This window comes from Brevundimonas sp. NPDC058933 (assembly GCF_049315965.1).
In the GTDB taxonomy this organism is placed as follows: domain Bacteria; phylum Pseudomonadota; class Alphaproteobacteria; order Caulobacterales; family Caulobacteraceae; genus Brevundimonas.
Window position 1 is genome coordinate 1 of sequence record NZ_JBMOSL010000009.1, and the last position, 25,980, is coordinate 25,980.

At 70.1% G+C, this 25,980-nt stretch carries 22 protein-coding genes; 12 read left to right on the plus strand and 10 right to left on the minus strand.

The window, feature by feature from the left end:
* Positions 1 to 611, plus strand: a 611-nt coding sequence (locus tag ACOZBP_RS13520; RefSeq protein ID WP_422676840.1) for a dicarboxylate/amino acid:cation symporter, incomplete at its 5' end; no start/stop codon positions are given.
* Between the two features lie 81 nt (positions 612 to 692).
* Here the strand turns inward: ACOZBP_RS13520 and ACOZBP_RS13525 are convergent.
* Positions 693 to 1,136 (minus strand): surface-adhesin E family protein, encoded by a 444-nt coding sequence (locus tag ACOZBP_RS13525; RefSeq protein ID WP_422676841.1) that lies wholly within the window; start codon positions 1,134 to 1,136, stop codon positions 693 to 695.
* A 102-nt stretch (positions 1,137 to 1,238) separates the two neighbouring features.
* On the opposite strand from ACOZBP_RS13525, the gene ACOZBP_RS13530 reads away from it, so the two are divergent.
* On the plus strand, positions 1,239 to 2,117 hold the full coding sequence (locus ACOZBP_RS13530; protein ID WP_422676842.1) for an alpha/beta fold hydrolase: 879 nt from the start codon (positions 1,239 to 1,241) through the stop codon (positions 2,115 to 2,117).
* 4 nt (positions 2,118 to 2,121) lie between these two features.
* Here ACOZBP_RS13530 and ACOZBP_RS13535 read toward each other — a convergent pair whose 3' ends face one another.
* Positions 2,122 to 3,621, minus strand: coding sequence for a peptidase S41 (locus ACOZBP_RS13535; RefSeq protein WP_422676843.1), 1,500 nt, complete (start codon positions 3,619 to 3,621; stop codon positions 2,122 to 2,124).
* Positions 3,622 to 3,754: 133 nt separating this feature from the next.
* On the opposite strand from ACOZBP_RS13535, the gene ACOZBP_RS13540 reads away from it, so the two are divergent.
* Positions 3,755 to 5,098: a hypothetical protein gene (locus ACOZBP_RS13540; protein ID WP_422676844.1), complete on the plus strand. Its 1,344-nt coding sequence runs from the start codon at positions 3,755 to 3,757 to the stop codon at positions 5,096 to 5,098.
* Here the strand turns inward: ACOZBP_RS13540 and recQ are convergent.
* On the minus strand, positions 5,056 to 6,930 hold the full coding sequence (recQ, locus tag ACOZBP_RS13545) for a DNA helicase RecQ (RefSeq protein ID WP_422676845.1): 1,875 nt from the start codon (positions 6,928 to 6,930) through the stop codon (positions 5,056 to 5,058). The two genes, ACOZBP_RS13540 and recQ, sit on opposite strands and share 43 nt — an antisense overlap.
* Positions 6,931 to 7,134: 204 nt before the next feature.
* Here recQ and ACOZBP_RS13550 point away from each other — a divergent pair, with 204 nt between their 5' ends.
* The 9 genes from ACOZBP_RS13550 to ACOZBP_RS13590 are packed head-to-tail and all read left to right on the plus strand — an operon-like array spanning position 7,135 to position 15,522.
* Positions 7,135 to 8,034: a class I SAM-dependent methyltransferase gene (locus ACOZBP_RS13550; protein WP_422676846.1), complete on the plus strand. Its 900-nt coding sequence runs from the start codon at positions 7,135 to 7,137 to the stop codon at positions 8,032 to 8,034.
* Between the two features lie 34 nt (positions 8,035 to 8,068).
* Positions 8,069 to 8,815 carry a pseudouridine synthase gene (locus ACOZBP_RS13555; protein ID WP_422676848.1) on the plus strand — a complete coding sequence of 249 codons (747 nt, stop codon included), beginning with the start codon at positions 8,069 to 8,071 and terminating at the stop codon, positions 8,813 to 8,815.
* A 39-nt stretch (positions 8,816 to 8,854) separates the two neighbouring features.
* Positions 8,855 to 10,087 carry an NAD(P)/FAD-dependent oxidoreductase gene (locus tag ACOZBP_RS13560; protein ID WP_422676849.1) on the plus strand — a complete coding sequence of 411 codons (1,233 nt, stop codon included), beginning with the start codon at positions 8,855 to 8,857 and terminating at the stop codon, positions 10,085 to 10,087.
* A gap of 31 nt (positions 10,088 to 10,118) precedes the next feature.
* Positions 10,119 to 10,769 (plus strand): phosphoribosylanthranilate isomerase, encoded by a 651-nt coding sequence (locus ACOZBP_RS13565; RefSeq protein WP_422676850.1) that lies wholly within the window; start codon positions 10,119 to 10,121, stop codon positions 10,767 to 10,769.
* A 32-nt stretch (positions 10,770 to 10,801) separates the two neighbouring features.
* A complete protein-coding gene (gene trpB / locus ACOZBP_RS13570) occupies positions 10,802 to 12,016 on the plus strand; it encodes a tryptophan synthase subunit beta (RefSeq protein ID WP_422676851.1) in 1,215 nt (404 codons plus the stop codon).
* A 2-nt stretch (positions 12,017 to 12,018) separates the two neighbouring features.
* Positions 12,019 to 12,498, plus strand: a complete 480-nt coding sequence (locus ACOZBP_RS13575) for a hypothetical protein (RefSeq protein WP_422676852.1) — start codon at positions 12,019 to 12,021, stop codon at positions 12,496 to 12,498.
* Positions 12,495 to 13,337: a tryptophan synthase subunit alpha gene (trpA, locus tag ACOZBP_RS13580; RefSeq protein WP_422676853.1), complete on the plus strand. Its 843-nt coding sequence runs from the start codon at positions 12,495 to 12,497 to the stop codon at positions 13,335 to 13,337. Before ACOZBP_RS13575 ends, trpA begins: the two co-directional genes overlap by 4 nt.
* 10 nt (positions 13,338 to 13,347) lie before the next feature.
* Positions 13,348 to 14,238 (plus strand): acetyl-CoA carboxylase carboxyltransferase subunit beta, encoded by an 891-nt coding sequence (locus ACOZBP_RS13585; RefSeq protein WP_422676854.1) that lies wholly within the window; start codon positions 13,348 to 13,350, stop codon positions 14,236 to 14,238.
* A gap of 9 nt (positions 14,239 to 14,247) precedes the next feature.
* A complete protein-coding gene (locus tag ACOZBP_RS13590; RefSeq protein WP_422676855.1) occupies positions 14,248 to 15,522 on the plus strand; it encodes a bifunctional folylpolyglutamate synthase/dihydrofolate synthase in 1,275 nt (424 codons plus the stop codon).
* 172 nt (positions 15,523 to 15,694) lie between these two features.
* On the opposite strand, the gene trxA is transcribed toward ACOZBP_RS13590, so the two are convergent.
* The 7 genes from trxA to ACOZBP_RS13625 all read right to left on the minus strand — a co-directional run bounded on the left by trxA (position 15,695) and on the right by ACOZBP_RS13625 (position 25,903).
* Entirely contained in the window at positions 15,695 to 16,027 is a 333-nt protein-coding gene (gene trxA / locus ACOZBP_RS13595; protein ID WP_292036557.1) for a thioredoxin TrxA, read from the minus strand.
* Between the two features lie 127 nt (positions 16,028 to 16,154).
* Positions 16,155 to 19,589, minus strand: a complete 3,435-nt coding sequence (gene addA, locus ACOZBP_RS13600; RefSeq protein ID WP_422676856.1) for a double-strand break repair helicase AddA — start codon at positions 19,587 to 19,589, stop codon at positions 16,155 to 16,157.
* Positions 19,586 to 22,663, minus strand: coding sequence for a double-strand break repair protein AddB (gene addB, locus ACOZBP_RS13605; protein ID WP_422676857.1), 3,078 nt, complete (start codon positions 22,661 to 22,663; stop codon positions 19,586 to 19,588). The genes addA and addB overlap by 4 nt, the downstream gene beginning before the upstream one ends.
* A 2-nt stretch (positions 22,664 to 22,665) precedes the next feature.
* The gene (gene murU, locus ACOZBP_RS13610; RefSeq protein ID WP_422676943.1) at positions 22,666 to 23,358 is read right to left on the minus strand and encodes an N-acetylmuramate alpha-1-phosphate uridylyltransferase MurU; all 693 of its coding nucleotides are present in this window, start codon (positions 23,356 to 23,358) and stop codon (positions 22,666 to 22,668) included.
* A 166-nt stretch (positions 23,359 to 23,524) separates the two neighbouring features.
* Entirely contained in the window at positions 23,525 to 24,613 is a 1,089-nt protein-coding gene (amgK, locus tag ACOZBP_RS13615; protein ID WP_422676858.1) for an N-acetylmuramate/N-acetylglucosamine kinase AmgK, read from the minus strand.
* Complete coding sequence (gene tsaE / locus ACOZBP_RS13620; RefSeq protein WP_422676859.1) at positions 24,606 to 25,067, minus strand: tRNA (adenosine(37)-N6)-threonylcarbamoyltransferase complex ATPase subunit type 1 TsaE; 462 nt, start codon at positions 25,065 to 25,067, stop codon at positions 24,606 to 24,608. The genes amgK and tsaE overlap by 8 nt, the downstream gene beginning before the upstream one ends.
* Positions 25,064 to 25,903, minus strand: a complete 840-nt coding sequence (locus ACOZBP_RS13625; RefSeq protein WP_422676860.1) for a GNAT family N-acetyltransferase — start codon at positions 25,901 to 25,903, stop codon at positions 25,064 to 25,066. The genes tsaE and ACOZBP_RS13625 overlap by 4 nt, the downstream gene beginning before the upstream one ends.
* Positions 25,904 to 25,980: the final 77 nt, after the last annotated feature.

The following is a 25,980-nucleotide window of genomic DNA, read 5'->3' on the forward strand; positions in this document are numbered from 1 at the left end:
TCTACGCCCGGTTCGTGCTCGGCTTCTACGGCGCCATGGGCATCCTGTGGGGCCTGCTGTTCGTGGCCGCCGCCCTCGTGCTGGGGCGTCGCGTCATTCCGCTGTTCAGGGTGATCCGCACGCCGGCCCTGCTGGCCTTCTCGACGGCCAGTTCGGAAGCCGCCTATCCGCGCATCCTGGACGCCCTGCCCAAGGTGGGCGTGCGTCGCCGCATCGTCAGCTTCGTCCTGCCGCTGGGCTATTCGTTCAACCTCGACGGCTCGATGCTCTACTGCACCTTCGCCACCATGTTCATCATGCAGGCGCACGGGGTGCACCTCAGCGTCTCGCAGCAGGTCTTCATGCTGCTGCTGCTGATGGTCACGTCCAAGGGCATCGCCGGCATTCCGCGCGCCTCGCTGGTGGTGATCATGGCCACCCTGACCTACTTCGGTCTGCCGGAAGCCTGGATCGCCATCGTGCTCGGCGTCGATCACCTGCTCGACATGGGCCGCTCGGCCACCAACGTGGTCGGCAACTCCGTCGCCGCCGCCGTGGTCGCCAAGTGGGAAGGCGAACTGGATGACATCCCTGAGGGCGGACCGGACGCGTCCCAGGTCGCGACCGCCTAGGATTTCAGGCGCTGGAAAGGAAACGGCCGCCCCGGCGAGGGGGCGGCCGTTTTGCTGTGGGGTGCTGTCGCGCGCGAACGACTACTGGCCGCGCCCGCCGTCGATGTAGGCCTTGACCGAGGCGGCGGTGGCCCCGTCCGCACGAGCGCCGTCGCAGACGATGGGCTGGATATAGGCGCTCAGGCTGGTGGGCCGAATGTCGTCCCAGGCCGCGTCCGCCTCGGGATAACGTTCGACCTCGGCGCCGTCGGGACCGAACTCGATCTCGGCCAGGACGCGAGCCTGCTTGGCGGCGCAGCGGATTTCGTACTCGTCGATCTTGTGGCTGTAGTCGCCGGCCGGCGTCTGCAAGGGCACGCGGGCGACGCGGGCGCTGGTCGTGTCGCCGACGGTCGCGATCCCGCCCACATCTACCAGATAGACCAGTCGGGCGTTGCGCGAAAAGGCGTTCCATTCCTCGGCTGACGCGACGCCCGCAGAGGCGACGGCGACGGCGAGTATGGCGGTCAATAGAACAGGCTTCATCGGATCCTCCCCAGGGTTGGGCGATTTCACACCCGAAACGTTGCGATTTCAACTGGCTCTTTGTGCCGACTATTCGCCGCGATCCCTCACTAGGCTGCCCCTATGACACGCATTCTTCTGAGCCTGCTGTTTCTGTTCTGGGCCCCCACGCTGGCCCTGGCGGCCAGCCCGGCCGGCTTCCAGTCCGACCGGATCGTGGTCGAGGCGCGCGGAGCCGGTCCGGATGTCATCCTGATCCCCGGCCTGGCCTCAACCTCAGCGGTGTGGCAGCGAACAGCCGACGCCCTGGACGACCGTTATCGCGTGCATCTGGTGACGGTGCGGGGCTTTGGCGACGTGCCGGCGGGCGGCAACGGCGAGGGGCTGGTCGGCGGTCCGGCGGCGGCCGAGATCCGGCGCTATATCGCCGAGGCCGGTCTGACGAGGCCGGCCGTCATCGGCCATTCCATGGGCGGTCAGATCGCCCTGCGCGTCGCGGCCGACGCCGGGCCGCGGGTGGGACGGGTCATGGTGGTGGACGCCTCGCCCTTCTTTCCGTCGCTGATCAGCGCGGGCGCGACGACGGGCGACGTCGAACCCCTCGCCCGTCTGGCCTATCAGGGGCTGCTGCTGTTCGGCGACGAGGCGCTCAAGACCCAGGCGGGATCCATGGGGGCGGACATGGGGGGCGCGGCCGACAGCCTGTTCAACACCCTGGGCTGGCAGGGCGGCGATCGGCGCACGCTGGCCCAGGGGCTGTACGAGGTGATGACTGTGGACCTCCGGGCGCGCCTGCCCGCCGTCACCGCCCCTGTCACGGTGGTCTATGGCTGGAGCGCCGACGACCGCAGCCCGCGCAGCCATATCGACGGCCTGTTCCGGGCGGGCTACCGCTCCCTGCCGCGCCCGGCCGCCTTCGAAAGGATCGAAGGGGCCGAACATATGGTCATGATCGACCAGCCGCGTCGCTTCCAGGCGGCGGTCGAACGCTTCCTGCGCTGAGGCCTCAGTTCGGTTGAAGCCGGCGGATCGAGGTCAGCAGGGCCGCGCCGTCTGTCATGTCGCCCTCGATGACATAAGACGGCCGCTGCGGCTCGTTGTTGCCGCGCGCGCGACCGCGATAGACCTTCATGGGGACCGCGATCTGGGCCAAGCCGCTGGGCAGGACGGGGTTGCGAACGTCCATATAGACGGTGTCGGCCGAGGTCTCGCGGCCGATCTGGATCCCGCCTGCGGTCTTCCACAGATCGACGGCGTCGAGGCAGGCCGAGCCGCAACGGGGATCGGTCAGAACATAGACCCGGCCGGCCATCAACTGCGGGGCGGACGGCGTCGGGGCGTTTTTCGGCGCTTCCTCATTGGCGCTGCGCCAGTAGACATGACCGGCGGCCTGGGCGGCCTTCATGCCGGTCAGGGCGGTTTCGGCCCAGGCGATGTATTCGGGCAAGCCGTTCGAGGCGCGCAGCTGATCGCGGAACTCAGTCATCTGGGCGATATTGCCGTCCGAGGCGCGCCATTCGACGGCTTCGATCTCTGGCTCTGGATGGGCCGCCATCCAGTCGTCGCCCCACAGGATCTGGGCCATCAGCTGGCTCCAGTGCGAAGAGCCGCCGCCGTTGCCCCGCAGGTCCAGCACCACATAGGGGGCCAGACGCAGAGCCTCCTGCTTGGCCTTCATGTCGGCGAGCAAGGCGGTCAGCTGGGCATGGATCTGGCCAGACGGATCGCCATTGAAGGAGGGCGTCGAAATCCAGAAGCCGCCGTCGTCGAAATGCTTCAGCCCGAAGTCTGTCGAGGCGGTCTCGGCCAGCTTGGCGCGGCGGGCGTAGATGTCGTCGGGCGTGGCGCGCCAGTTCAGCGCATAGACTTGCGTCGCGCCGTCGGCCTCGAAGCGGCACTGGCGCATTTCGCTGATCCAGGGGTTATGGGCGCTAAGGAACTGCCAGTCGCCATAGAGGACGCGTTGAGCCTCCAGGAACCAGCGGCCGCGGAACTGGCCGATGCGCTGTTCGGCCAGGGGCTCGGCGGCGACGCCGTCGCAGTCGATCAGTCTGGCGCCCAGAGGCGGGGCGGCGGCATCGGCGTCGCGGTCGGCCACCACCTGATCGGCGCCGCGATAGACGGTCAGGAAGCCGGGCCAGCGCGTGGCGAAGCCGTAGTTCGGCTGAGTGATGCTGATGCCGACGTGCCCGTCCTCGAAGCTGGCGACATAGGCCCGCAGCGCCCACCACCAGCCGCCGGCGTCGGTCGTGGTCTTCGCGCGTTCGAGCGCGACGGTCAGGCCTTCTTCCAGTCGAGGACGGAAGGCGGGGTTCAGAGGGTCATGCGTGCCGGGGTGGCTGTCGATCATGATGTCGTGCAGGCCGGTCGCGTCCTGAATCAGGGTCGCCGACCAGTCGCGTGGCTGATTCATCGGCAGGGTAGGTTCGGCGCCGGCCGCCTCCTGGGCCTGAACCGCGTTCGCCATCGCCAGACAGGCGACGCCAGTCGCCAGAAATCTCTTCATCTCCATCCTCCGATTGGCTGACAAGGGTGTCGCGGCCGGCGCGCCGTCGCCAGTTAAGCTTTGGTCATGCTCCTTGTCCGCTGGACGCAGTTCGATGTTGAGGGCAAGGAGGAAACGGGCAGGGGAAAGACTTATGCGGATTCATCGAGCGTTTGCCGTGGTGGCTGCCGCGGCGATCACGGTGGCTGGTTGCGCCACGGCGGTAGATCCGATCACCCGGAATGCGCCGCTCAAGCTGGCGTTGACCGAACCTGTCGATGCTCTGCGTCGGCAAAGCGACGATGGAAATCGACAGGCCCAGTACGCCCTGTCGTTTCTGATGCAGACGGGGCTGCGCGGGGTCGAGAAGGACGCTCTGGGGGCCGAGGCGCTGCGGGCGCGAGCGGGGGAGACCCGGACGACCTCGACGGCGGTCTATGTGCCGGGCGTCAACGGCAATCCGGGCACGACGATGCTGGTGCCTGTCTCTTCGCCTGGCGTCAGCGACGCCGAGGCCAGACGACTGGACGTTTGCGGGATGACCTTGTTGCTCGGCGAGCCGGCGTTGGGGGCGGCGCTGTGCGGTTCGCCGGAAGCCTATATCGACCTGTTGCCGGGCGGCGCGACCTTGCGCGCGGAGATGATGCGCCAGGCAATGGACGGAATTGTCCGCATCGATCCGGCTTCGGTCGTGGATTGCGACAGCACGACGGAACTGTGGGGTGACGCCGCCTTCCGCATGGCGACCGGCGATCATGCCGCCGCCGCAGCCGCCGCCGACCGGATCATCGCCCTGTGCGGCGACGACCAAACGTCCTGGCATGCGCGGGTCATGCGCGCCCAGATCCATCTTGATGCCGGTGAGGCGGACGCGGCGCTGGCGGTCATGGGGCCTGTGCCGCGTCCGGCCCCGGCGCCCATCGGCGCCTTCGCCAGCCAGGTGGCCATGGCCGCCGAGGCCATGCGCGAGGACTGGGTCGGCTATCGCCGCGAACGCGACGCCCTGTTGGCGGCGTCGCTGGCCGCCCTGCGCGCCGAGCCGCAGACGCAGCTGGTCGAGACCTTCCCCGTGGACGGCGGATCAGTGACGCTGTTCGCGCGTCCGGGCGAGGTCTTCAACGGACTGGAAGGTCTGATGACGGGGATTCTGGTTCCTGCCGACGAACGTGCTGCGCCACGCGGCTTCTGGCTGACACGGCGCGAGAACTTCCTGAACGGAAAAGCCGCGTGGTTCCTCGATGAGTATCGTTGCGACGGACGATCCAGCCTGGCTCATTTCGACGCTCGCCCCTCGGACGCCGAGGTTCGGGATCATGTCGTGCGGCGGATGAGCGGCGCGCTCTTGCCGATCACGACCGTGGTCGAAGGCGGTCCTGCACCGGCAAGCGCCTGTCGCTGGCCGGTGCAGGTTGCGCCGGGTTTGGGCGACGACCCGGCGGTCATCGCGCGCGAAGGTCAGTTGGCCGAGGTCAGGGCTTCCAGCACGCCCTTGCCGTAGCGTTCCAGCTTTCCGGCGCCGACGCCGGAGATGCGGCCGAGCGCCTCGAGATTGCGCGGCTCGCTGAGGGCGATCTCGACCAGGGTCTTGTCCTGGAAGATGACATAGGGCGGGACGTGCTGCTCGGCGGCGCGGTCGCGGCGCCAGGCGCGCAGGACCTCGAAGCGGGCGCGGACGTCGGTGTCCAGCGCCTCGGCGGCCAGGTTGCGGCCGGCGTTGCGGCGCGGACGTTCGGCCTCGACCACACGGACGGGCGCCTTGCGCACCTGAATCGGGCGCTCGCCGCGATAGACGGCGCGGACGGCCTCGGGATCGCCGAGCTGGATGATCGGCTTGCCCTCGTTCGGGTCCTCGACCAGCAGGCCCTCGAACAGCAAATGGTCGATGACGTCGCGCCAGGCGGTCAGCGACAGGTCGGCGCCGATGCCCCAGGTGGACAGGTTCGACTCCCACGGCTGGACGTCCTTGGTCTTGGCCAGCAGGTGGTCGACGACGCGGGTCCGACCGAAGCGTTCGCCGAGGCGCTGCACCGCCGCCAGGGCCTTCTGCGCGGGGACCCCGGCGTCGAACGTAGCCGGCGGGTCGCCGCAGATGTCGCAGACGCCGCAAGGCGCCGCGTCGGTCTCGCCAAAGTAGCGGCGCACGGCCTGGGGCCGACAGACGGCGCCGTCCAGCATGGCGAACAGCTGGCGCACCTTGCGCGTCTGGACCTGTTTGACCTCCTCGGCCATCGGTCGCCCTTCGAGGCGGCGCAGGGACCAGGCGATGTCGGAGGGGCCATAGAGGGTGATGCCCTCGGCGGGTTCGCCGTCGCGTCCGGCGCGGCCGATCTCCTGCCAGTAGGCTTCCAGCGAACCGGGCGGATCGGCGTGGATGACGAAGCGGACGTCGGGCTTGTCCACCCCCATCCCGAAGGCGATGGTGGCGACCATGACGGCGCCGTCCTCGGCCAGAAAGCGCTCCAGCCGCTTGTCGCGGTCCTTGGCGTCGAAGCCGGCGTGATAGGCGATGGCGTTGACGCCGCCGTCGCGCAGGGTTTGCGCCACGCGCTCGCAGCCGTCGCGGCTGCCGCAATAGACCACCCCCGACTTGCCGCGCCGCTCGCGCACCAGTTCGACCACGGCGGCGTCGGTACGGGCGCGGCTGCCGTTGATCTTGCGCTCGGCGGACAGTTGCAGGTTGGGACGGGCGAAGCTGTCGACGAAGACGCGGGCCTCGCCGAGGCGAAGCGACGCAAGAATGTCTTCGCGGGTGCGGGCGTCGGCGGTGGCGGTGACGGCGATGCGCGGCACGCCGGGGAAGATCTCGGCCAGACGGCCCAGGCTGCGATAGTCGGGGCGGAAGTCATGACCCCACTGAGACACGCAGTGGGCCTCGTCGATGGCGATCAGGCTGAGGTCGATCTCGGACAGCCGCTCCAGCATGGAGCCGGCGGCCAGACCTTCGGGCGAGACGTAGAGCAGGTCCAGTTCGCCGGAGCGGGCGGCGCGCCAGATGGCCGAGCGCTCCTCCATCGACACGCCGGAATCGAGGCGGGCGGCGGCCACGCCCTGCTGCTTCAGGGCCTCGACCTGATCGGTCATCAGGGCGATCAGCGGCGACACCACCAGGCCGACGCCGGGGCGCAGGATGGCCGGGATCTGATAGCAGACGCTTTTGCCGCCGCCGGTCGGCAGCACGGCCATGACGTCGCGCCCGGCCAGGACCTCGGCCACGACATGGGATTGCAGGCCGCGGAAATCGGCATGGCCCCAGACCCGGCCCAGAACCTCGCGCGCGGCGCTCAGGTCGAGCGAGGCGGGCGGGGCGGAACGGCGGGGGTCAGCGAGCATCGGCGGGTTGTGCCTGATCCGTTCCGGGGTGTCACCCGCTTCTCCTCCCTGTTGCGCAGCAATGGGGAGGTGGCGCGGACGCGCAGCGGCCGTGACGGAGGGGGCGACTCGAGGTCTGACGGCTGCGCCGCCCCCTCCACCACTTCGTGGTCCCCCTCCCCATTCGCTTCGCGAACAGGGAGGAAAGCGTTATAGGCCCGCCCCATGATCACCATTCTCTATGGCCGCCCGCCGGCGGTGTTCGATGTTCCGACCGGGGCTTTGCAGACTTCGCCCCTGATCCCCGGCTCGACCGCGCTGGAAGACCTCGCCCCCGGTTCGGTGGACGAGGCGATGATCTACGCCCCGCCGGGCGTGGTGGAGCGGCGCTATACCCTGGCCATGGCGCTGCGGGCGCTGAAGGTCGGCGGACGCCTCGACGTCATGGCGCACAAGAGCAAGGGCGGCTCGCGTCTGGGCAAGGAGCTGAAGGACTTCGGTCTGGAGGTCGGCGAGACGGCCAAGGCCCACCATCGCCGCTGCATCGTCACGCGGCCCGAAGTGATTGAAGGCCTGGATGCAGCCATCGCGGCGGGCGGGCTGCGCCAGGTCGAGGGGCTGGACGCCTGGTCGCAGCCGGGCGTCTTCGCATGGGACCGGGTCGATCCGGGCACGGCCCTGCTGGCCGGGGTCATGCCGCCGTTGAAGGGGGCGGGCGCGGACCTGGGCTGCGGCTTCGGAGCCCTGTCGCTGGTGGCGCTACGGTCGCCGGCGGTGACATCCTTGCGCCTGATCGACATCGACCGGCGCGCCATCGCGGCGGCCAAGAAGAATGTCGAGGACCCGCGCGTCGCCTTCGAGTGGGCCGATGTGCGCACCCTGCCGACCGAGGGCGAGCTGAACTTCATCGTCAGCAATCCGCCCTTCCACGACGGCGGGACCGAGGATCGCCGTCTGGGCCAGAACTTCATCCGTCAGGCGGCGGCCCTGCTGAAGACCGGCGGCGTGCTGTGGCTGGTCGCCAACCGGCACCTGCCCTACGAGGCCGAACTGAACGCGGCTTTCAAGCGGGTGAAGCCGCTGCTCGACAAGGGCGGGTACAAGATCTTCGAGGCGGTGAAGTGAGCACGTCCTCAAGCAGCCCGAAGGGCGGTAGGACATGAGTGCCAAGATCCCGACGTCGCGCGTCGATAAACTGCTCGGCTCCATGGGTTACGGCTCGCGGGCCGAGATGGCGCGGATGGGCAAGGCGGGGGGGATCGTGCTGGACGGCGTCGATCTGACCGATGTGTCCAAGCGCATCCCGGTAACGCCCGACCTGCCGAGCCGGATGGAGATCGACGGCGAGCCGCTGGACCCGGTTCAGGGGCTGGTCATGCTGCTGAACAAGCCCTTGGGCATGACCTGTTCGCGCAAGGAAGACGGGTCGCTGGTCTATGACATCCTGCCGGATCGATGGAAGCGGCGCGACCCGGCCATCTCGACCATCGGGCGGTTGGACAAGCAGACCACCGGCCTGCTGCTGCTGACCGACGACGGCGACCTGCTGCACCGGGTGATTTCGCCCAAACGCCACGTGGCCAAGGTCTATCGCGCCACCCTGGCGCGGCCGCTGGTCGGGACCGAGGGCGCGCTGTTCGCCTCGGGCGAGCTGGTGCTGGAGAACGAGGACAAGCCCCTGTCGCCGGCCATCCTGGAGGTGGTGTCGCCGACCGAGGCCCTGCTGACCGTGACCGAGGGGCGCTATCATCAGGTGCGCCGGATGTTCGCCGCCGTGGGCAACCACGTCGAGACCCTGCACCGTGAGCGTCTGGGCGGACTGGTCCTGCCCGATGATCTGGCGCCGGGCGAGTGGCGGATGCTGACGCCGGAAGAGATCGAACTGATCTTCGCGGAACCGGCATAGGGCTGAGGGCTTCAGGCTCCGCTTCCAGCGGAGATCACCATGAGCGGCGCCACCCTGAAACGCGATCTGCGCACCGGCCGTTCGCTGTGGGCCGACAGCCCTGGCCTGCGCGTGCCGGTCCGGGCCTTGAATGAGGCCGTGGTCTGTGACGTGGCGGTGGTCGGGGCGGGGATCAGCGGCGCCTTCATGGCCCATGAACTGAGCCGGGACCATTCGGTCATCGTGCTGGACCGGCGCCCGCCGCTGACCGGCTCGACCATGGCCTCGACGGCGATGCTGCAGTGGGAGATCGATCTGCCGCTGACCGTCCTGTCGCAGAGGATCGGCGCCGAAAAGGCGAGGCGGGCCTATCGCCGGTCGTTTGCTGCGGTCGCCGCCCTGAAACAGGTGGTGGCTGAGGAGGGCATACGCTGCGGGCGCAAGGACAAGGCGGCCCTCTATCTGGCCGGCGACGCCTATGGACGCCGGGCGCTGGAAGCCGAGGCCGAGGCGCGGGCGGCGCTGGGGCTGGACAGCGTCTTCATGGGTCCGGCTGAACTGAGAGAGCGGTTCGGCATCGAGCGTACCGGCGCGATCCTCAGCCAGGGAGCGGCCAGCGCCGATCCGGCGCGGCTGGCGGCGGGGCTGCTGCGTCGGGCGGCGACAGCGGGCGCGCGGATATTTTCGCCGGTCGAGGTGAGCCAGGCGGCCAGCGATCCCGAGGGCGTGACCCTGTTGACCGATGCGGGTCATGCGGTGCGGGCGCGACGGGTCGTCTTCTGCTGCGGTTATGAATTCCCCAAGGGGGTGCCGACGCCGGGCGCCGAGGTGATCTCCACCTGGGCTCTGGCGAGCCTGCCCCGCACGCGATGCCCCACCTGGCTGCGCGATACGCTGGTCTGGGAGGGCTCCGACCCCTACCTCTTTCCGCATGGGCGGGGACGGGCGGCTGATCGTCGGCGGCGAGGACGAGGCCGATCCCATGGCCCACGCCGATCCTCAGAAGCTGAAGCGCAAGTGCGCGACCATCGCCGACAAGCTGCGCCGCCTGCTGCCGGAGGTCGAGTTCGAGATCGACTACGCCTGGGCTGGGGCGTTTGGCGAAAGCGCCACCGGCCTGCCGTCCATAGCACCGGTGCCGGACATGGACCACGCCTGGGCGGTGATGGGGTTCGGCGGCAACGGCATCACCTATTCCGTCATCGCCAGTCAGGTGGTGGCGGCGGCCTTCCGCGGCGGAGCGGATGCCGACGCGGACCTGTATCGCCCCGGATGACGCGCCGAGCGTCTTGACCCCGCGCGCCGTCTCGCGCACCTCCGTCGCATGACCCAGCCCACACCCCTGGCCAAGATCTGCGGACTGACGACGCCTGAGACTCTGGAGGCCGCGCTGGAGGGCGGGGCGGCCTTTGTCGGGGCGGTGGTGTTTGAAAAAAGCCCGCGCCACATTCCGCCGCTGCACGCCGCGACCCTGTTCGATAGGGCGCGCAAGCGGGCCAGGATCGTCGCGGTCCTGGTCGATCCCGACGACGCCCTGCTGACCGAGGTAGGGCTGATCCTGCGGCCCGATCTGATCCAGCTGCATGGGCATGAGACGCCGCAGCGTGCGGCCGAGGTGCGGCGGCTGACCGGGGCGGGAATCATCAAGGCCCTGCCGATCCGAACCGAGGGCGACTTTGCGACTGTGCCGGATTGGGCGGACGTGGCCGACCATCTCTTGTTCGACGCCAGACCGCCCGAGGGTTCGGTCCTGCCCGGCGGGGTCGGCGCCTCGTTCGACTGGCCGCTGATGCAGAACCGGGCGCTGCCGGCAAACTGGTTCCTCGCAGGGGGCCTCGATCCGCAAAATGTCACCGAGGCGGTGCGGATTTCGGGGGCGCCCTTGGTCGATGTCTCCTCTGGCGTCGAAAGCGCGCCCGGTGTTAAGGACGCGGACCTGATCCACGCCTTCCTCAAGGCCGTATCCCGGTCCTGATTTCGTCGCCTTCCCGCGAAAGACTGCCGCTCGTGAACGCAAACCTTCCCAATACCTACGCCTGGCCAGACGCCGAGGGCCGCTTCGGTCCCTATGGCGGCCGCTTCGTGCCTGAAACCCTGATGCCGCTGATTCACGAGTTGAATGCGGCCTACGAGGCGGCCAAGGCCGACCCGAGTTTCCAGGCCGAATTGGACGGCTTCCTGACGCACTACGTCGGTCGCGAGAGCCCGCTCTATTTCGCCGAGCGCCTGACCGATCACTTCGGCGGGGCCAAGATCTGGCTGAAGCGCGAGGACCTGAACCACACGGGCGCGCACAAGATCAACAACTGCATGGGCCAGATTCTGCTCGCCCGCCGCATGGGCAAGACGCGGATCATCGCCGAGACCGGCGCCGGTCAGCACGGCGTGGCCTCGGCCACCGTCTGCGCCCGCTTCGGCCTGCCCTGCACCGTCTACATGGGCGCGGTCGACGTCGAACGTCAGCAGCCCAATGTCTTCCGAATGAAGCTGCTGGGGGCCGAGGTCGAGGCCGTCACGGCGGGGGCGGCGACGCTGAAGGACGCCATGAACGAGGCGATGCGTGACTGGGTCACCAACGTCGAGGACACCTATTACATCATCGGCACGGCGGCGGGGCCGGCCCCCTACCCGGCCATGGTGCGCGACTTCCAGTCGGTGATCGGCAAGGAGATCAAGAGCCAGTCGCTGAAGCAGATCGGGCGTCTGCCCGACGCCGTGGTCGCCTGCATCGGCGGCGGCTCCAACGCCATCGGCGCCATGCACCCCTTCGTCGAGGACGAGGGCGTGCGCCTGATCGGCGTCGAGGCGGCGGGTCACGGCCTGGACACCCCCGAACACGCCGCCAGCTTGAAGGGCGGCCGCCCCGGCGTGCTGCACGGCAACCGCACCTATCTGTTGCAGGACGCCGACGGCCAGATCCTAGAGGGCCACTCGATTTCGGCCGGTCTCGACTATCCGGGCATCGGGCCCGAGCACGCCTGGCTGAACGATCTGGGGCGCGGCGAATACCTGTCGGCCACCGACGACGAGGCGCTGGAGGCCTTCCAGATGCTGTCGAAGCTGGAAGGCATCATTCCGGCGCTGGAGCCTTCGCACGCCCTGGCCCGCATCGGCGAGATCGCCAGGGACGTGGGCAAGGACGGCGATGTCGTCCTGGTCCTGTCGGGCCGAGGCGACAAGGATATTTTCACCGTAGCCAAGCATCTGGGCGTGGAGCTTTGAGCATGAAGACCCTTCTGATCGCGGCCCTGGCCGCCGCCGTGTCGCCGACCCTGACGCTGGCCCAGACCACGGCGCCCGCCGCGCCAGCGCTGGCGGCCCCGGCCGCGCCCGGTCCGCAGGGCGCGCCTGCCGCCGATACGCCGCTGCTGGGGGCGGCCCAGTTGGCGCCGGACTGCGGCAATCTGCACGGGTTGAACGGCCGGGCCTTCTGCGTCACCGCGCCCCTGGCCGGGGTCGGCGCTTTGGCGGACACCTACATCGCCCACTTCGAAAGTCAGGGCTGGCTGGCTGCTGGCGGCGACGACAACCGCGTCGTCCTGATCAAGCGCAAGGAAGGCGGCGGTTGCGACGGCATGCAGATGGTGGCCTTCTACGACACCGCCGGTCCTGCCGCGCCTGAATCGCCGGGCTACCTCGGCTTCGCCACCATCCCCGGCGACGTCTGCGCCGTTCAGCCCGCGTCGGGAGCGACGCCGCAGTGACGACCGCCCGCATCGACGCCCGTTTCGCCAGGCTGAAGGCCGAGGGCCGGGCCGGCTTCATTCCCTATGTCATGACCGGCGATCCCAGCCGGGACGAGGCCCTTGAGATACTGCGCGGCCTGCCCGCCGCCGGGGCCGATCTGATCGAACTGGGCCTGGCCTTTTCCGACCCGATGGCCGAGGGGCCGCCGATCCAGAGGGCCGCCCTGCGGGGCTTGCAAGCGGGGATGACCCTGCGCGGCACGCTCGATCTGGTGGCTGATTTCCGCAAGGGCGACGACGCCACCCCCCTCATCCTGATGGGCTATCTGAACCCGGTGGAAAGCTACGGCTATGAAGCCTTTGCGCGCGACGCGGCGGCGGCGGGCGTGGACGGTCTGATCGTGGTCGACTGTCCGCCGGAAGAAGCCGGGCCGCTGGTGGCCGCCCTCGACGCTCAGTCGGTGTCGTTGATCCGCCTGGCCACGCCGACCTCGGACGACGAACGACTGAAGGTCATTGCGCGCGGCACCTCGGGCTTCGTCTATTACGTCTCGGTCGCCGGCGTGACGGGCGTGAAGGAGGCCGTCGCCGCCGACGTCGCCCCCGCCGTGGAACGGGTGCGCAAGGCCGCGAACCTGCCGGTCGCCGTCGGCTTCGGCGTCAAGACGCCCGAGCGCGCCGCCGAGATCGCCCGCGTGGCTGATGCGGTGGTGGCCGGTTCGGTCTTCGTCGATGAAGTCGCCGCCGCGCTCGACGCGAACGAGCCCGTCGCCCCCCGCGTTCTGGCCAGGGTGAAGGCTCTGGCCGATGCGGTTCGCACCGCTCGCACTAGTGCTTCCGTGACGGAAACCGTTTAAAGGCGCGCTCATGGTCGACAAGAATCCTGAGAACAAGCCGCGCGGCGGCTGGCTGTCCCGCTTCGCCCCCGGCGTCCGCAAGATCGTCAGCCGGCGCGACACGCCCGACAATCTGTGGGTCAAGGACCCGGACAGCGGCGAGATGCTGTTCCGCTCGGACCTGGAGGCGGCCCTGTGGGTCACGCCGTCCGGCCGCCACATGCGGATCAATGCGCCGACGCGCCTGAAGGCCACCTTCGACGGCGGCAGGTTCGAGAGCATCGACACGCCGGACGTGCCTGAAGACCCGCTGAAATTCTCGGACGGCAAGTCCTATCGCGACCGGCTGAACGCCGCGCGCAAGGCGGCGGGCCGCAAGGACACCATGGCGATCGGCTTCGGCCAGATCGACGGCGTGGCCGCCGTCGTCATCGTTCAGGACTTCACCTTCATGGGCGGGTCGCTGGGCATGGCGGCGGGCGAGGCCTTTGTCGCCGCCGCGCGTGAAGCCGTGAAGCGCGGCGTGCCCTTCGTCTGCTTCACCGCCGCCGGCGGCGCGCGGATGCAGGAAGGCGCGCTGAGCCTGATGCAGATGGCCCGCACCACCCTGGCGGTGCAGGAGGTGAAGGCGGCGCAGCTGCCCTATATCGTGGTCCTGACCGACCCGACCACGGGGGGCGTGACCGCCTCCTACGCCATGCTGGGCGACGTCCACCTGGCTGAGCCGGGCGCCCTGATCGGCTTCGCCGGTCCGCGCGTGATCGAGACCACCATCCGTGAGAAACTGCCGCCGGGCTTCCAGCGCGCCGAGTATCTGCAGGGCAAGGGCATGGTCGACAAGGTGGTGGCGCGTGGCGACCTGCCGACGACGCTGGGCCAGATCATGTCCATGCTGATGGGCGGCAAGCGCAAGGCGGCTTAAAGCCACCGCATGGACCCGATCTCGCAGCGCCTTCTGGCCCGTCACCCCCAGCGGATCGACCTGTCGCTGGAGCGGATGCGGGCCCTGTGCGCGGCCTTGGGCAATCCGCAGGATCGGCTGCCCCCGGTGGTTCATGTCGCCGGCACCAACGGCAAGGGTTCGACCGTCGCCCTGATCCGCGCCATCGCCGAGGCGGCAGGTCTGCGGGTCCACGCCTACACCTCGCCGCATCTGGTGCGCTTCAACGAGCGCATCCGTCTGGCCGGGTCGCTGATCAGCGACGACTATCTCAACGACGTGCTGGATCGGATCGAAGCCGTGTCGGGCGAGGCCACCGTGTTCGAGAGCACGACCGCCGCCGCCTTCCTGGCCATGAGCGAGACTCCCGCCGACCTCGCCATCATCGAGGTGGGGCTGGGCGGGCTGCTGGACGCCACCAACGTCATCGACCGGCCGCTGCTCAGCGTCATCACCCCGGTCGATCTGGACCACGCCGAGTTCCTGGGCGACAAGATCGAGGGCGTCGCCGCCGAGAAGGCCGGCATCCTGAAAGCCGGCGCACGCGGTGTCATTGCGCGCCAGTCAGAGGCCGTCATGGCGGTGATCGAACGCCGCGCGGGAGAAGTTCACTCCCCTCTGACCGTCATGGGCGTGGATTTCGACGCCTGGGCCGAGCGCGGCGGTCTGGTCTATCAGGATCAGGAGCGCTTTCTCGACCTGCCGGCCCCGGCGCTGAGCGGCCCGCATCAGTTCGACAACGCGGGCGTGGCGGTGGCCGCCGCCCTTGAGCTGGATCTGCCGGAAGCCGCCATCGCCGCAGGGCTGAGCGCCGTGCGTTGGCCGGCGCGAATGCAGCGGCTGACCGCCGGTCCCTATGCCGAAAAGGCGCAAGCCGCAGACGCCGAGCTGTGGCTGGACGGCGGGCACAACCCCCACGCCGGGCGGGCCATGGCCCGAACCCTGGCCGAGCGACAGGCGCGGGCGCCGCGCCCTCTGGCCCTGATCGTCGCCATGCTGGCCAACAAGGACGCGGGCGGCTTCTTCGAGGCGCTGAAGGGCGTCGACGCCCAGGTCTTCACCGTCGGCTTCGACGGCGCCGCCGCAGACCCGGCGGCGTTGGCCGGCGTGGCGCAAGGGCGCGGCTTTGGAGCCATGGCGGCGGGATCGGTGGACGAGGCTCTTGATAGGGCGCTGGCGCTGGGCGCCGGCCGCGTGGTCATCTGCGGCTCGCTCTATCTGGCGGGCGAGGTGCTCGGCGCCAGCCGCGAGACATATCCGGCCTAACTTTCTCCCTCCCCTTCATGGGGAGGGTGGTCGCAAAGCGACCGGGTGGGGAGGGCCAGGCGCCTTATCCACACCCCAGACAAGCCGAAGGCGGCGGGCTTTCGCCGCGCCGCCCCCACCCGACTTCGCCTGACGGCTCAGCCACCCTCCCCATAAAGGGGGGGGAGAATTCTTAGTCCGCCTTGACGCCGGCCTCGGCCAGCCATTCGACGATCTTGCCCTTAGGCATGGCGCCGACCTTCATCGAGGCCAGTTGGCCGTCCTTGAACAGCATCAGGGTGGGGATGCCTTTGACGCCCATCTTGGAGGGGGTCATGGGGCTGTCGTCGATGTTGACCTTGGCGATGGTCACCTTGCCCGAGAGCTCGTCGGCGATCTGTTCCAGCGCCGGACCGATCTGCTTGCAGGGGCCGCACCACTCGGCCCAGAAGTCCACCAGGACGGGGGTCGAGGATTTCAGGACGTCGGCGTCGAAGCTTTCGTCGGTGACTTTCACGGTCGCCATGAATGGCTCTCCTTTAGGGGGTGCTACCGCTCGGCCCGCGGGGCCTCGCTGCGTGAGCACCGAATGGTGGCGCGCTGAGGATCGGTTCAGCGTTCAGTCGCTGATGTGGGTGCGATTTGCGCACAAATCAACGCGCATTTGAAAGAGCCTCGTCCATCAGGCCTTGCGGCACGGCCATCAGCCTGGGTCCATCGGTCCAGACAAGGGCCGCCTCGATGGCGCGGTCGGGATAGAGGCGCTTCAGCACGGCGGTATAGATCGCCATCTGCAGCACATAGGCGGGGTCGGCGTCTTCTATCCTGTCCGGGGCCGGGCGGTTGGACTTGAAGTCGACCACCAGCACCCGTTCAGGCGTGACCACCAGCCGGTCGATGCGGCCGGAAATCGACACGCCGGACGGCAGGTCGGGCGAGGAGCCGGTCAGGGCCACCTCGGCGCGGGAGCCCTCGCCGAAGACGGGGGCGAACCGCGGATCGTCCAGCACGGCGAAGGCGGCCCCGATCATCTCGGCGCGCTGGTCGTCCGACAGGTCGCGCTCGCGCGCCAGCATCCGGGCGGCGGCGTCGGGGCGGTCGGGCGCGGCGATGTCGGGCAGGCGCTCCAGAAGGCGGTGGATCAGGTCGCCGCGCCGGAAACGGCCCAGACCGGCGCCGGGGCCTTCACCGCGCGCCAGCGGCGACGGCGCGGGGATGCGCTTCTGCTCCTGCATCTGCGACGGAGAGGCGAAGCGGGCGGCGGTGTCGCGGGCGGGCGTTTGCCGGGTCCAGCCGGGGGCCTCGGGGCGGTGTTCGGCGGCGGCGCTGACGGCGGGCAGGACGTCAAGATCGACGCCGTAGCGGCGGATGTTGCTGTCCAGCGTGCGGACCTCGTCGCCGAGCCGGTTGAAGGTCTCCTCGATCACCGACCACCAGTCGCCGGCTTCCGGGGCCTTCTTGGAACCGCGCCCCATGACGATGACCCGGTCGCGGGCGCGAGTCAGGGCGACGTAGAGCAGGCGCAGGGACTCGTCGCTGACCCGCGCCTCGCGCGCCTCGCGGGCGGCCTTGGACGCGGCGCAGTCTTCGGTCTTGGAGCCGGGGCACATCAGCCAGGCCTCGCCGTCTTCGGTCGCCATCGGCATCAGGGACGGCCCCTGCGCTTTCGCCTTCATGGTGGTGTCGGGCAGGATGACGACGGGCGCCTCCAGCCCCTTGGCGCCGTGGACGGTCATGACGCGGACCTCGCCGCGCGGGCCTTCCAGCTCGCGCTTCACCTCGACGTCGGCGGCTTCCAGCAGAGCGAGGCAGGTTTCGAGATCGGTCCCGCCCCGGTTCTCGGCGGCCAGCACCTGATTGAGGGTCTCGTCGACGGCTTCCTCGGCCTCGCGGCCCAGCCGGGTCAGGACGCGGGCGCGGCCCGAGACGCCCGTGTCGTCCACCCGGTTCAGCAGGGTGGAGAAGAAGGCGAAGGGGGCGTGGTCGCGTGCGGCGCGCGCGGTCAGGCAGAGGTCCAGTGCGCGGCGCCATTCGGGGCGTTCGTCGGCGCGGGTCTTCAACTCGCGCCACAGGCCCTGACGCTTCTCGCGCCCGGCCAGATCATAGAGCGAGGCCTCGTCGACGTCGCAGAAGGGGCTGCGCAGCACCTCGGCCAGCGACAGGTCGTCGCCGGGGAAGAGGGCGAACCGGGCCAGGGCCTTGAGGTCGTCAAAGACGATGTGGCTGGACAGTTTCAGCCGGTCGGCCCCGGCGACGGGCACGCACGCGCTCTTCAGGCCGCGGATGATCTCTTCAAACGTTGCGTCGCGGCGGCGCACCAGGATGATGAAGTCGCCGTAGCCGCTGGCGCGTGGCTGGCGGGTCGAACGGTCATAGACCGTGGCGCCGGTCTCGACCTGACGTTTGATCTCCTGGGCCAGGGCGGCGGCCATGCGTTTGCGGGCGCCGGCGACGCCTTCCTGATCGACCGGATCGTCCCAGGCGTCGCGCTCGGGCGGCGCCTCGTCCATGAACAGGGGCCAGAGATCGACGCTGCCGCGCTGGCCGACGCGGGCGGGCAGGTGGCGGGGAATGTCGCCCGCCTCGCCCACCAGGGCGCGGGTGCGTTCGGGATCGGCGAAGGCGTGATCGACAAAGGCCAGCACGTCCTCGGTCGAGCGATAGGAGGTTTCCAGCGGCACGCCCTCGAAGGCGGAACCGGAGGCCCGGATCAGGGCGTCATAGACCTGCGCTTCCTGACGCAGCCGTTCGGGCCGGGCGCCCTGGAAGGAGTAGATCGACTGCTTCTCGTCGCCGACGGCGAAGACGGTGCGGTCGGTCTCCTCGCCCGAGAAGAACTCGCCGGTCAGGGCGCGCATGATGGCCCACTGTTCCGGGGCCGTGTCCTGAGCCTCGTCGATCAGGACATGGTCGATTCCGCCGTCCAGCTTGTACAGCACCCAGGCGGCGGTCGAGCGCGTGGTCAGCAGGTCGACAGTTTTCGCCACCAGATCGGAGAAGTCCAGCGCCCCGCGCTCGGCCTTGGCGGCCTCGTAGAAGGCGGCGTGGGCGACGGCCAGGGTCAGCAGCTTGATGGTGTCGGCGGCCACCTTGGCGGCGCGGACCAGGTCCAGTGTGGCCAGGTACTTGGCCTGCAGATCGGTCAGCCAGCCGCCGGCGTCGGGCGGCGCCTGCTTGGTGGCCATCGACTTGCGCGGCGATCCCGTGCCGGTGAGGAAAACCGGACCGAGGCCGTGGAAGCTCCATTCGTGGTCGAGGGCGTGGATCAGTTCGGCGGCGCGGTCCTTGTCGGTCTTGCCGCCGGTGGCCATCAGCTCGGCCATGCGGCGGACCTCGCCCCGGTCCAGCCAGCGGATGAAGTCGGCCTCGATATCATCGGGCGTCTGTTCGGGATCGGCGCCCGTCAGCGCGTGCGGGCCGGGGGCCGAGCCGTCGCCGACGCGGGCGACATAGTCGGTCAGGTCGGCGCGCCGGGCCTCGATCATGGCCAGCAGGCTCTCGAACCGGCCCCAGTCCAGTTCGACGGCGAAATGGCTGTAGGCCTGACCCACGGGACCGTCTGGATCGCGCAGGGCGGCGCGGGCCAGCTCCTCGCGTGCGGCGTGGCTGAGGGCGACGGCGGCATCGTTCTCCAGCACGGTGAAGCGCGGCGAGACGCCGGCCTCGATGGGGAAGCGGCGCAGCAGCTTTTCGCAGAAGGCGTGGATGGTCTGGATCTTCAGCCCGCCCGGCGTCTCCAGGGCGCGGGCGAACAGGCGGCGCGCCTCGGACAGGCGGGCGGGGTTGAGCCCCGCGGGATCGCTGGCGTCCAGTCTGGCCAGTTCAGCCGACAGGGCGGCGTCGTCCATGACCGCCCACTTGCCCAGGGTCTCGAACAGGCGGGCCTGCATCTCGGCGGCGGCGGCCTTGGTGTAGGTGACGCACAGAATGGCCGAGGCGCCGGCACCGCCCAGCAGCAGGCGGGCCACCCGGCTGACCAGGGTGGTGGTCTTGCCCGAGCCGGCGTTAGCGGTGACGAAGACCGACAGGGCCGGATCGGCGGCGCGGATCTGCGGGTCCGGGCGCATCTGCGGATTGGCGATGTTCATTCGCTGTCGCCTTCTTCGCCGCCGACCACGTGCCATTCCCAGACGCGGGCCAGGTGATCGTAGTTGCCGCCGTAGTTGCCCATAAACTGGGGCGCGGCCCAGGAGACGTAGGGGGTGTCGGGATGGTCGAAGCGGGCGACCCGCTTCTTCAGTCCCTCCAGCGCGGCTTCGCCCAGCGCCGCAGCCTCGGGACCGGAGGCGCGCACCGCCACCTCGCCCGCCTTCTTACGCCCGACGACGCGGACATAGGTCAGTTCGTCGGCGGGGACGGGGCCGTTGGTGTCCTTGAACCCGCCGTCAGCCAGGATGGCGGCGGTTAGGGTCAGCTGCGGCGCAAAACCCGCCTTGACCTGCTTGCCGGACGGCACGCCGCCGGTCTTGAAGTCCATGATGGCGGCGCCGGTCGCGCCGACCTCGATGCGGTCGGCGTAGGCCTTCATGGTGAAGGGGCCGGCGGGGGCGTCGAAGGTCATGGTCCCCTGCTGTTCGATCAGCAGGGTGACGCCGCGCGCCCGGCGCTCGGCCTCGAACCCGGCCAGCCAGCGGGCGCAGTTCTTGGCTAGCGGCGTCTCGCGGGCCATGGCGGCGTCCTCGAAACCGTGGGCGGTCAGTTCCTCGATCAGCAACTTCTCGATCTCGGCTTCGCAGTCTTCGGGCAGGACGTGGGGCCACATCAGGGTCATGCGCTCGATGGCCTTGTGCACCGCGTTGCCGCGCGCCATCGCCTCGGCCGAGGCGCCCGGGCGGTCCATGATGTTCAGGCCCAGCACCCACTGGGCGTAGATGGCGTAGGGGTCGCGCACCCAGCGTTCGATGCGGGTGACATAGAGGCTGCGCGGGCGCCGCTCGACCGGCGGGCGCGGCATGGGGCGCGGCGCGAAGCGGGCGGCGCCGGGCGGCGGGGCGTCCAGAGCACGGGTCCAGTCGGCCAGACCGGCGGGTGCCGGGATGGCGACCGGGGTGGCCGGGGCGTTCGCGCCGCGCGTCAGCATTTCCAGCCGCCACAGCCAGCGCGAGCGCACGGCGGGCTGGCCGCTGCGCCGCTCGCAATGGATCAGGATGGCCTCGTCGGCGCAGGCGGCCTGGACGAAGTCCTGGGCCGTCTGGCCCAGGCGCCGCTCGGGCGTGGGCAGGCCCAGGGTCTTGCGCATGGGGCGCGACAGGAAGGGATCGACAGGGGCAGGGCGGGGCCAGACGCCTTCCTCCAGCCCGGCCAGGATCATGCGGTCGGCGCGGGTCAGGCGGGCCTCGATGGCCCCCAGAATCCGCAGGCGCGGATGGGTGGCGCCGCCGGTGCGCACCGTCTCCTCGCCCAGCAGACCGGCCACCAGAGCGGCGAAGTCGGCGCGGCTGACGGCGCCCAGGGACCCGCCGCCGTCGATCAGGGCCGACAGCAGCGAGGCGGCGGCCTCGCCGTCGGGACCGGCCCAGGCGTTCTGACCGGCCAGGGCCTCGATCAGGGCGGTCAGGGCGCGGGCGGCGGCGTCGGTGTCGGCGGTGGGTGCGAAGGTGGACAGGGCCTCGGCGGCGAGTTGCTCAAGACGCGCGGTCAAGGCGCGGGCGCCGGACAGGCGGGCGGCCTTCCACTCGGGCAGGGGCTGGCCGCCGCGACCGGGTTCGGCGGCCTTCAACAGGCGCTTTTGCACTTCGGCCCAGTCGCGCGGACGCGGGCCGCGAAGGGCGTGCTCCTCCAGCGCCGAGGCGGCGTCGGGCAAGGAGGTCTGGCCGAGGTCGAGCCGGGTCAGGGGATGCTTGATCAGGCCCAGCAGGGTCTGGGGCTTCAGCGGCGTCTCGATGAAGCGGACGGCGAGGTCGACCAGAACCCCGGCGCTCATCCGCGACAGCGGGGCGCCGGTCGAGGCGTCGGGGATGATGCCCCAGCGCGCCAGTCGCGCCTCGACGCGGCGCGACAGATCGAGGTCAGGGGTGACGAGGGCGCAGGTCCGGCCGGGCGTCTCCAGCGTTTCCCGCATCAAGAGGGCGATGGCCGTGGCGGCCTCTTCCTCGGCACGGACACTGAGGGAAGACAGGCCCTTCAGGCCCTCGTTGATGGGATCGGCGGCCTGTCCGGCCTCGGCGGCGTCGGCGCGCAGGCGAGCGATCTCGGCGCGCCAGTCGTCGGTGGCCTCGGCGGGGCGCAGGGCCTCGTTGATCAGGCGCTGGCGGGCCAGGCCGCGCGCTTCCAGACGTGGTTCGATAGCGGGTTTGAACCAGGGGCGGACCTGATCGCGCGAGACCTCGGCGCGGGTCAGCAGGGCCTTCAGCGCGGCCTGCGGGTGCTGGTCGTCGATGCGGTCCCAGACGCCGTCGGCCAGATCGAGGTCGAGGCCGGGCAGGACGACCACGCCCTGGGGGGCGCGGGCCACGGCGGCCAGGACGTCGGCGGCGGCGGGGACGGTGCCGGTCGAACCGGCGGCGATGACGGGTTGCGACGGCGGGCGCGCGTCCCAGGCCTCAGCCAGACGGCGCAGCAGGGTCGCGCGGCGCCAGGCGGAATCGACGAGGCCGAGCGCGGCCAGTCGCCTGGGCCAGGCCTCGACGGCGAGGCCGAGGAAGCGGGCGCTGTCCTGCCAGTGGGCGGCCAGGTACTGTTCGGCCAGCCCGGCGATGCGCGACAGGTCGGAGACTTCTTCCAGTTGGCAGGAATCGAGGAAGCCGCCCAGCGCATCGGCCATTTCGAGGGCGCGCAGGGGTTTCAGGCCCGGCTCGAACTCTTCGACGATCATCCGCGCCATCTCGAAACGGCGCATCAGGGGGGCGATGGCGGGGGGCAGGTCCAGACCCAGTTCGCCGGGCGCGAAGGGCGGCTCGTCCTCTTCCAGATCGCCGAGCGGACGCACCTGAGGCAGCAGGACCGGGCGGTCGCCGGCCAGCTTGCCGAGCGCCGAGGAGAAGGCGCGGGCGGCGCGGCGGTTGGGCAGCAGGATGACAGCGTCAGTCAGGATCTCGGGCGTCTGATCGCCCAGCCAGTCGAGCACGCCCGCCGCGAGGTCTTCGAGGAAGGGCCGCCAGGCGGGCACGGCGCGCCAGCGCGGCCCGGTTCCGGCGAACGGATCGAAGCGGCCCCCCGACATGGTCAGTTCTCGTCTTTCAGTCGGGCTTCGGCCTCGTCGCGGGCCTGGGGGTCGCCGACGTGCATCCAGTCGCCGTCGAGCACGCAGCCGTAGAGGCGGCCAGCAGCGGCGGAGGCGCGCCACAGGGGGCTGAGCGAGAAGGGGCCGTCAGGGCCGGCGTCGGCGTAGCCGGGCCGGGTGATGTGGACGCCCATATAGGCGTAGGGCGCGCTGGCCGCCTTCCCCCGGAAGGTGAGTTGGCCGTCGTCGCCGAGGAAGAAGTCGCCGCCGCCCTCAAAGCCGATGGAGCCTTCGCGGCGGGCCAGCAGCAGGGCGGCGTCCATGCGCTCGGGGTCCCACAGGCGGATCAGGTCGGCCAATGCGTCGCCCCGGTCGATCCATACGCTGTCGATATTGGCCACGAAGACGGGATCATGGCCCAGCAGGGGGCGGGCCTTCTTCAGGCCGCCGCCGGTCTCCAGCAGTTCGGCGCGCTCGTCGGAGATGACGATGGCGGGACGGGTGCGGGCGGCCAGGTGGCTTTCCAGCCGGTCGGCGAACCAGTGGACGTTGACCACGGCCTTCTCGACGCCGGCGTCCGCCAGCCGGTCGAGAACGTGGTCGATCAGGGCGCGGCCGCCGACCTCCACCAGGGCCTTGGGGCGGTCGTTGGTCAGGGGGCGCATCCGCGTGCCGAGCCCGGCGGCGAGGACCATGGCGGTCTTGGGGGCGGTCTTGGGCGGTGTCATGCTGGCGCTCCTTTTCCGTCATTCCGGACGGCCCGAAGGGACGATCCGGAACCCAGGCGGCGGGCGCCCGAAGCCGAAGTCTGGCTCCCGGCTCTCCGCTGCGCTGCGGCCGGGATGACGGAGGAGTTGAAGGTCATCGACGCACATCCTCCGGCACGTGGCGGTCCATCCAGGCGGCGACGGCTTCGAGGCCGGGCGCCTTCAGGTTGGCGTTCAGGTGCGCCCACATGCGCGGCATGAAGGCGGCGTATTTGGGCTTGGCGTCGCGGGCGATCAGGCGGGCGAAGATGCCCAGAATCCGCGCCTCGTTCAGCGCCGCCAGACCGGCGTAGGCGACCATGAAGGCCTCGCGGTCGGTGTCGGGCCGCAGGGCGAAATAGTGGTCCAGCGCCAGGGCCTCCAGTTCCGGCGACACGTCGCGACGGGCGTCCTGCAACAGGGAGTGGAGGTCCCACGACGGGTGGGCCTTCACCGCGTCCTGGAAGTCGATCAGGCCGACCGAGGCGGCGCCGGTCTTGCCGTCCAGCCGGATCAGGTTTTCGGCGTGATAGTCGCGGTGGGCCATGACGGTGGCGCCCGCCTCTCCCGCCGCCGTGATCGGGGCCCAGGCCGCGCGCCATTCGGCGACGGCGTCGCCGTCGAAGGCCAGCGAGGGGATCAGCTTCGGCAGCCATTCGACGAAGAGATCAGCCCCGCCTTGCAGCGCCGTCTGGTCATAGGTCAGCAGGGGCCAGTCGCCCGCCGCGCCGCTCAGGACGTCGGGCGTCGGGGCGGCGTGCAGGACGGCCAGGGCCTCGACGGCGGCGCGGTAGAGGGGGGCTTCCTCGGCGCCTTCAGCGATGACATTGGCGAACAGGGCGTCGCCGAAGTCCTCGATCACGGCCAGGCCGTTGGGGGCGTCGACGGCGACGATTTCGGGTGCCGACAGGCCCAGCGACTTCAGATGGGCGGCGACGGCGGCGAAGGCCTCGATGCGGCCGGCCGACAGGCGGGCGACGGCGTTCCAGCCGTAGGCGTGGCGCTGCTCCGGCGTCCACGACGGATCGCAGGGCTGGCTCTCGGCGGCGGGGGCCTGATCCATCAGCATCAGGGTCGCGCCCGAGGCCGTGGTCAGGCGCTCGTAGCGGCGCGTCGAGGCGTCGCCGGGCAGGGGGGCGCGGACGGCCTCGGCCAGACCGGCCGAGCGCAGAAAATCGAGACGGAGGGCTTCGCGGTCAGACATGGACTTCCTTCAGTTTCGCTTCCCATGCGCCCACGCCAGATACGGTCGCAAGGCGGCCCTCGCCGTCTTCGGCGAGGGTGATCGCCAGCCGGTCGGGGCCGAGCATATAGCCGGGGTCCTCGCCCAGTCGTTCGGGCCATTCGATCAGGGCGCAGCCCTCGTCCAGGGCCTCGTCCAGACCAATCTCGAAGGCTTCTTCGGGGCGGGTCAGGCGGTAGAGGTCGAAGTGGGCGATCGCCGGGTCGCTCTCGTAGAACTGGACCAGGGTGAAGGTCGGCGACGGCACGTCCTCGTCGGGCGAGGTCAGGGCGCGGATCAGGCCGCGCGCCAGGGTCGACTTGCCCATGCCGAGCGGGCCGTAGAGCAGGACGGATTCGCCGGGCTCCAGCAGGGGGGCGATGGCCTGACCCAGGCGGGTGGTGGCCTCGGCGTCGGGCAATTCAAAGGTGGTCATGCGAACACCGCGTCGGGGTCGGTCGAGAGGACGCGCTCGACGAAGGTTTTCAGCGCCTCGGTGGCGCGGGCGGCGTCGATGTCGAGCGCGTCGGGCGGGATGGGATGGCCGACGCGGAGGTCGAAGGCGCGGCCCTGCTTGTTCAGCAGTTCGTGGAAGAGGGTGATGTCGCGCAGTTCCTGGGAGAAGCGGTCGAACAGGTGGAAGAGGCGGCTGGTCGGCCCGGCGACGTGGATCGGGACCACCGGCGCCTCGTACTTGCGGGCCAGCGACGCCGCCGTCGTGGCCCATTCGGGATCGGTCAGTCGGCCTTGCACATCGACGCGGGCCAGTCGCCCGGCGGGGAACATGACGACGCAGCGCTCGGCCTCGAAGGCGGCCTTGGCGGATTGAAGCGTGGCGCGGGTCTTCTCGCGGGTGCGCTTGGCGGTGACCCATTCGACCGGGACCACGGTTTCCGACAGGCGGGGCGAGACGCGGAGCGCATCGGCGTTGGCGAAATAGATCAGGTCGTCGCGCACGGTGCGCAGGGCGTCGTGCACGGCCAGGCCGTCGGCGATGCCGGTCGGGTGATTGCAGATCACAAGGCAGCGGCCCGTGGCGGGCAAACGGTTGAGGTTCTGCGTCTCGACCGTCAGTTCCAGCAGGCTGGACACGTAGTCCAACGCCTGACGCCCGCCCATCGGACCGATGGCGTCGGCCATGCGCCGGGCCTTGGCGTAGTCCAGCAAGCCATACAAGGCGGGGCGAATCAGGGGCCAGGCGGTCGACCGCGTCAGGCGCGGCGCGCGCTCGGCGATCAGCACGTCGACGATGTGGGGCGAGGCGGGACTCATGACCTGCTTGTCGCCGCTCCCGGCGGCGGCGGCAAGCGGCTTGGCGCTAGGGATTCGACGGCCTATCAATCCAGCGA

Coding starts and splice junctions, on each gene's coding strand:
- ACOZBP_RS13525 (WP_422676841.1), bottom strand. CDS start 1,136: ATGAAGCCTGTTCTATTGACCGCCATACTCGCCGTCGCCGTCGCCTCT.
- ACOZBP_RS13530 (WP_422676842.1), top strand. CDS start 1,239: ATGACACGCATTCTTCTGAGCCTGCTGTTTCTGTTCTGGGCCCCCACG.
- ACOZBP_RS13535 (WP_422676843.1), bottom strand. CDS start 3,621: ATGAAGAGATTTCTGGCGACTGGCGTCGCCTGTCTGGCGATGGCGAAC.
- ACOZBP_RS13540 (WP_422676844.1), top strand. CDS start 3,755: ATGCGGATTCATCGAGCGTTTGCCGTGGTGGCTGCCGCGGCGATCACG.
- recQ (WP_422676845.1), bottom strand. CDS start 6,930: ATGCTCGCTGACCCCCGCCGTTCCGCCCCGCCCGCCTCGCTCGACCTG.
- ACOZBP_RS13550 (WP_422676846.1), top strand. CDS start 7,135: ATGATCACCATTCTCTATGGCCGCCCGCCGGCGGTGTTCGATGTTCCG.
- ACOZBP_RS13555 (WP_422676848.1), top strand. CDS start 8,069: ATGAGTGCCAAGATCCCGACGTCGCGCGTCGATAAACTGCTCGGCTCC.
- ACOZBP_RS13560 (WP_422676849.1), top strand. CDS start 8,855: ATGAGCGGCGCCACCCTGAAACGCGATCTGCGCACCGGCCGTTCGCTG.
- ACOZBP_RS13565 (WP_422676850.1), top strand. CDS start 10,119: ATGACCCAGCCCACACCCCTGGCCAAGATCTGCGGACTGACGACGCCT.
- ACOZBP_RS13575 (WP_422676852.1), top strand. CDS start 12,019: ATGAAGACCCTTCTGATCGCGGCCCTGGCCGCCGCCGTGTCGCCGACC.
- ACOZBP_RS13585 (WP_422676854.1), top strand. CDS start 13,348: ATGGTCGACAAGAATCCTGAGAACAAGCCGCGCGGCGGCTGGCTGTCC.
- ACOZBP_RS13590 (WP_422676855.1), top strand. CDS start 14,248: ATGGACCCGATCTCGCAGCGCCTTCTGGCCCGTCACCCCCAGCGGATC.
- trxA (WP_292036557.1), bottom strand. CDS start 16,027: ATGGCGACCGTGAAAGTCACCGACGAAAGCTTCGACGCCGACGTCCTG.
- addA (WP_422676856.1), bottom strand. CDS start 19,589: ATGAACATCGCCAATCCGCAGATGCGCCCGGACCCGCAGATCCGCGCC.
- addB (WP_422676857.1), bottom strand. CDS start 22,663: ATGTCGGGGGGCCGCTTCGATCCGTTCGCCGGAACCGGGCCGCGCTGG.
- murU (WP_422676943.1), bottom strand. CDS start 23,358: ATGGTCCTCGCCGCCGGGCTCGGCACGCGGATGCGCCCCCTGACCAAC.
- amgK (WP_422676858.1), bottom strand. CDS start 24,613: ATGTCTGACCGCGAAGCCCTCCGTCTCGATTTTCTGCGCTCGGCCGGT.
- tsaE (WP_422676859.1), bottom strand. CDS start 25,067: ATGACCACCTTTGAATTGCCCGACGCCGAGGCCACCACCCGCCTGGGT.
- ACOZBP_RS13625 (WP_422676860.1), bottom strand. CDS start 25,903: ATGAGTCCCGCCTCGCCCCACATCGTCGACGTGCTGATCGCCGAGCGC.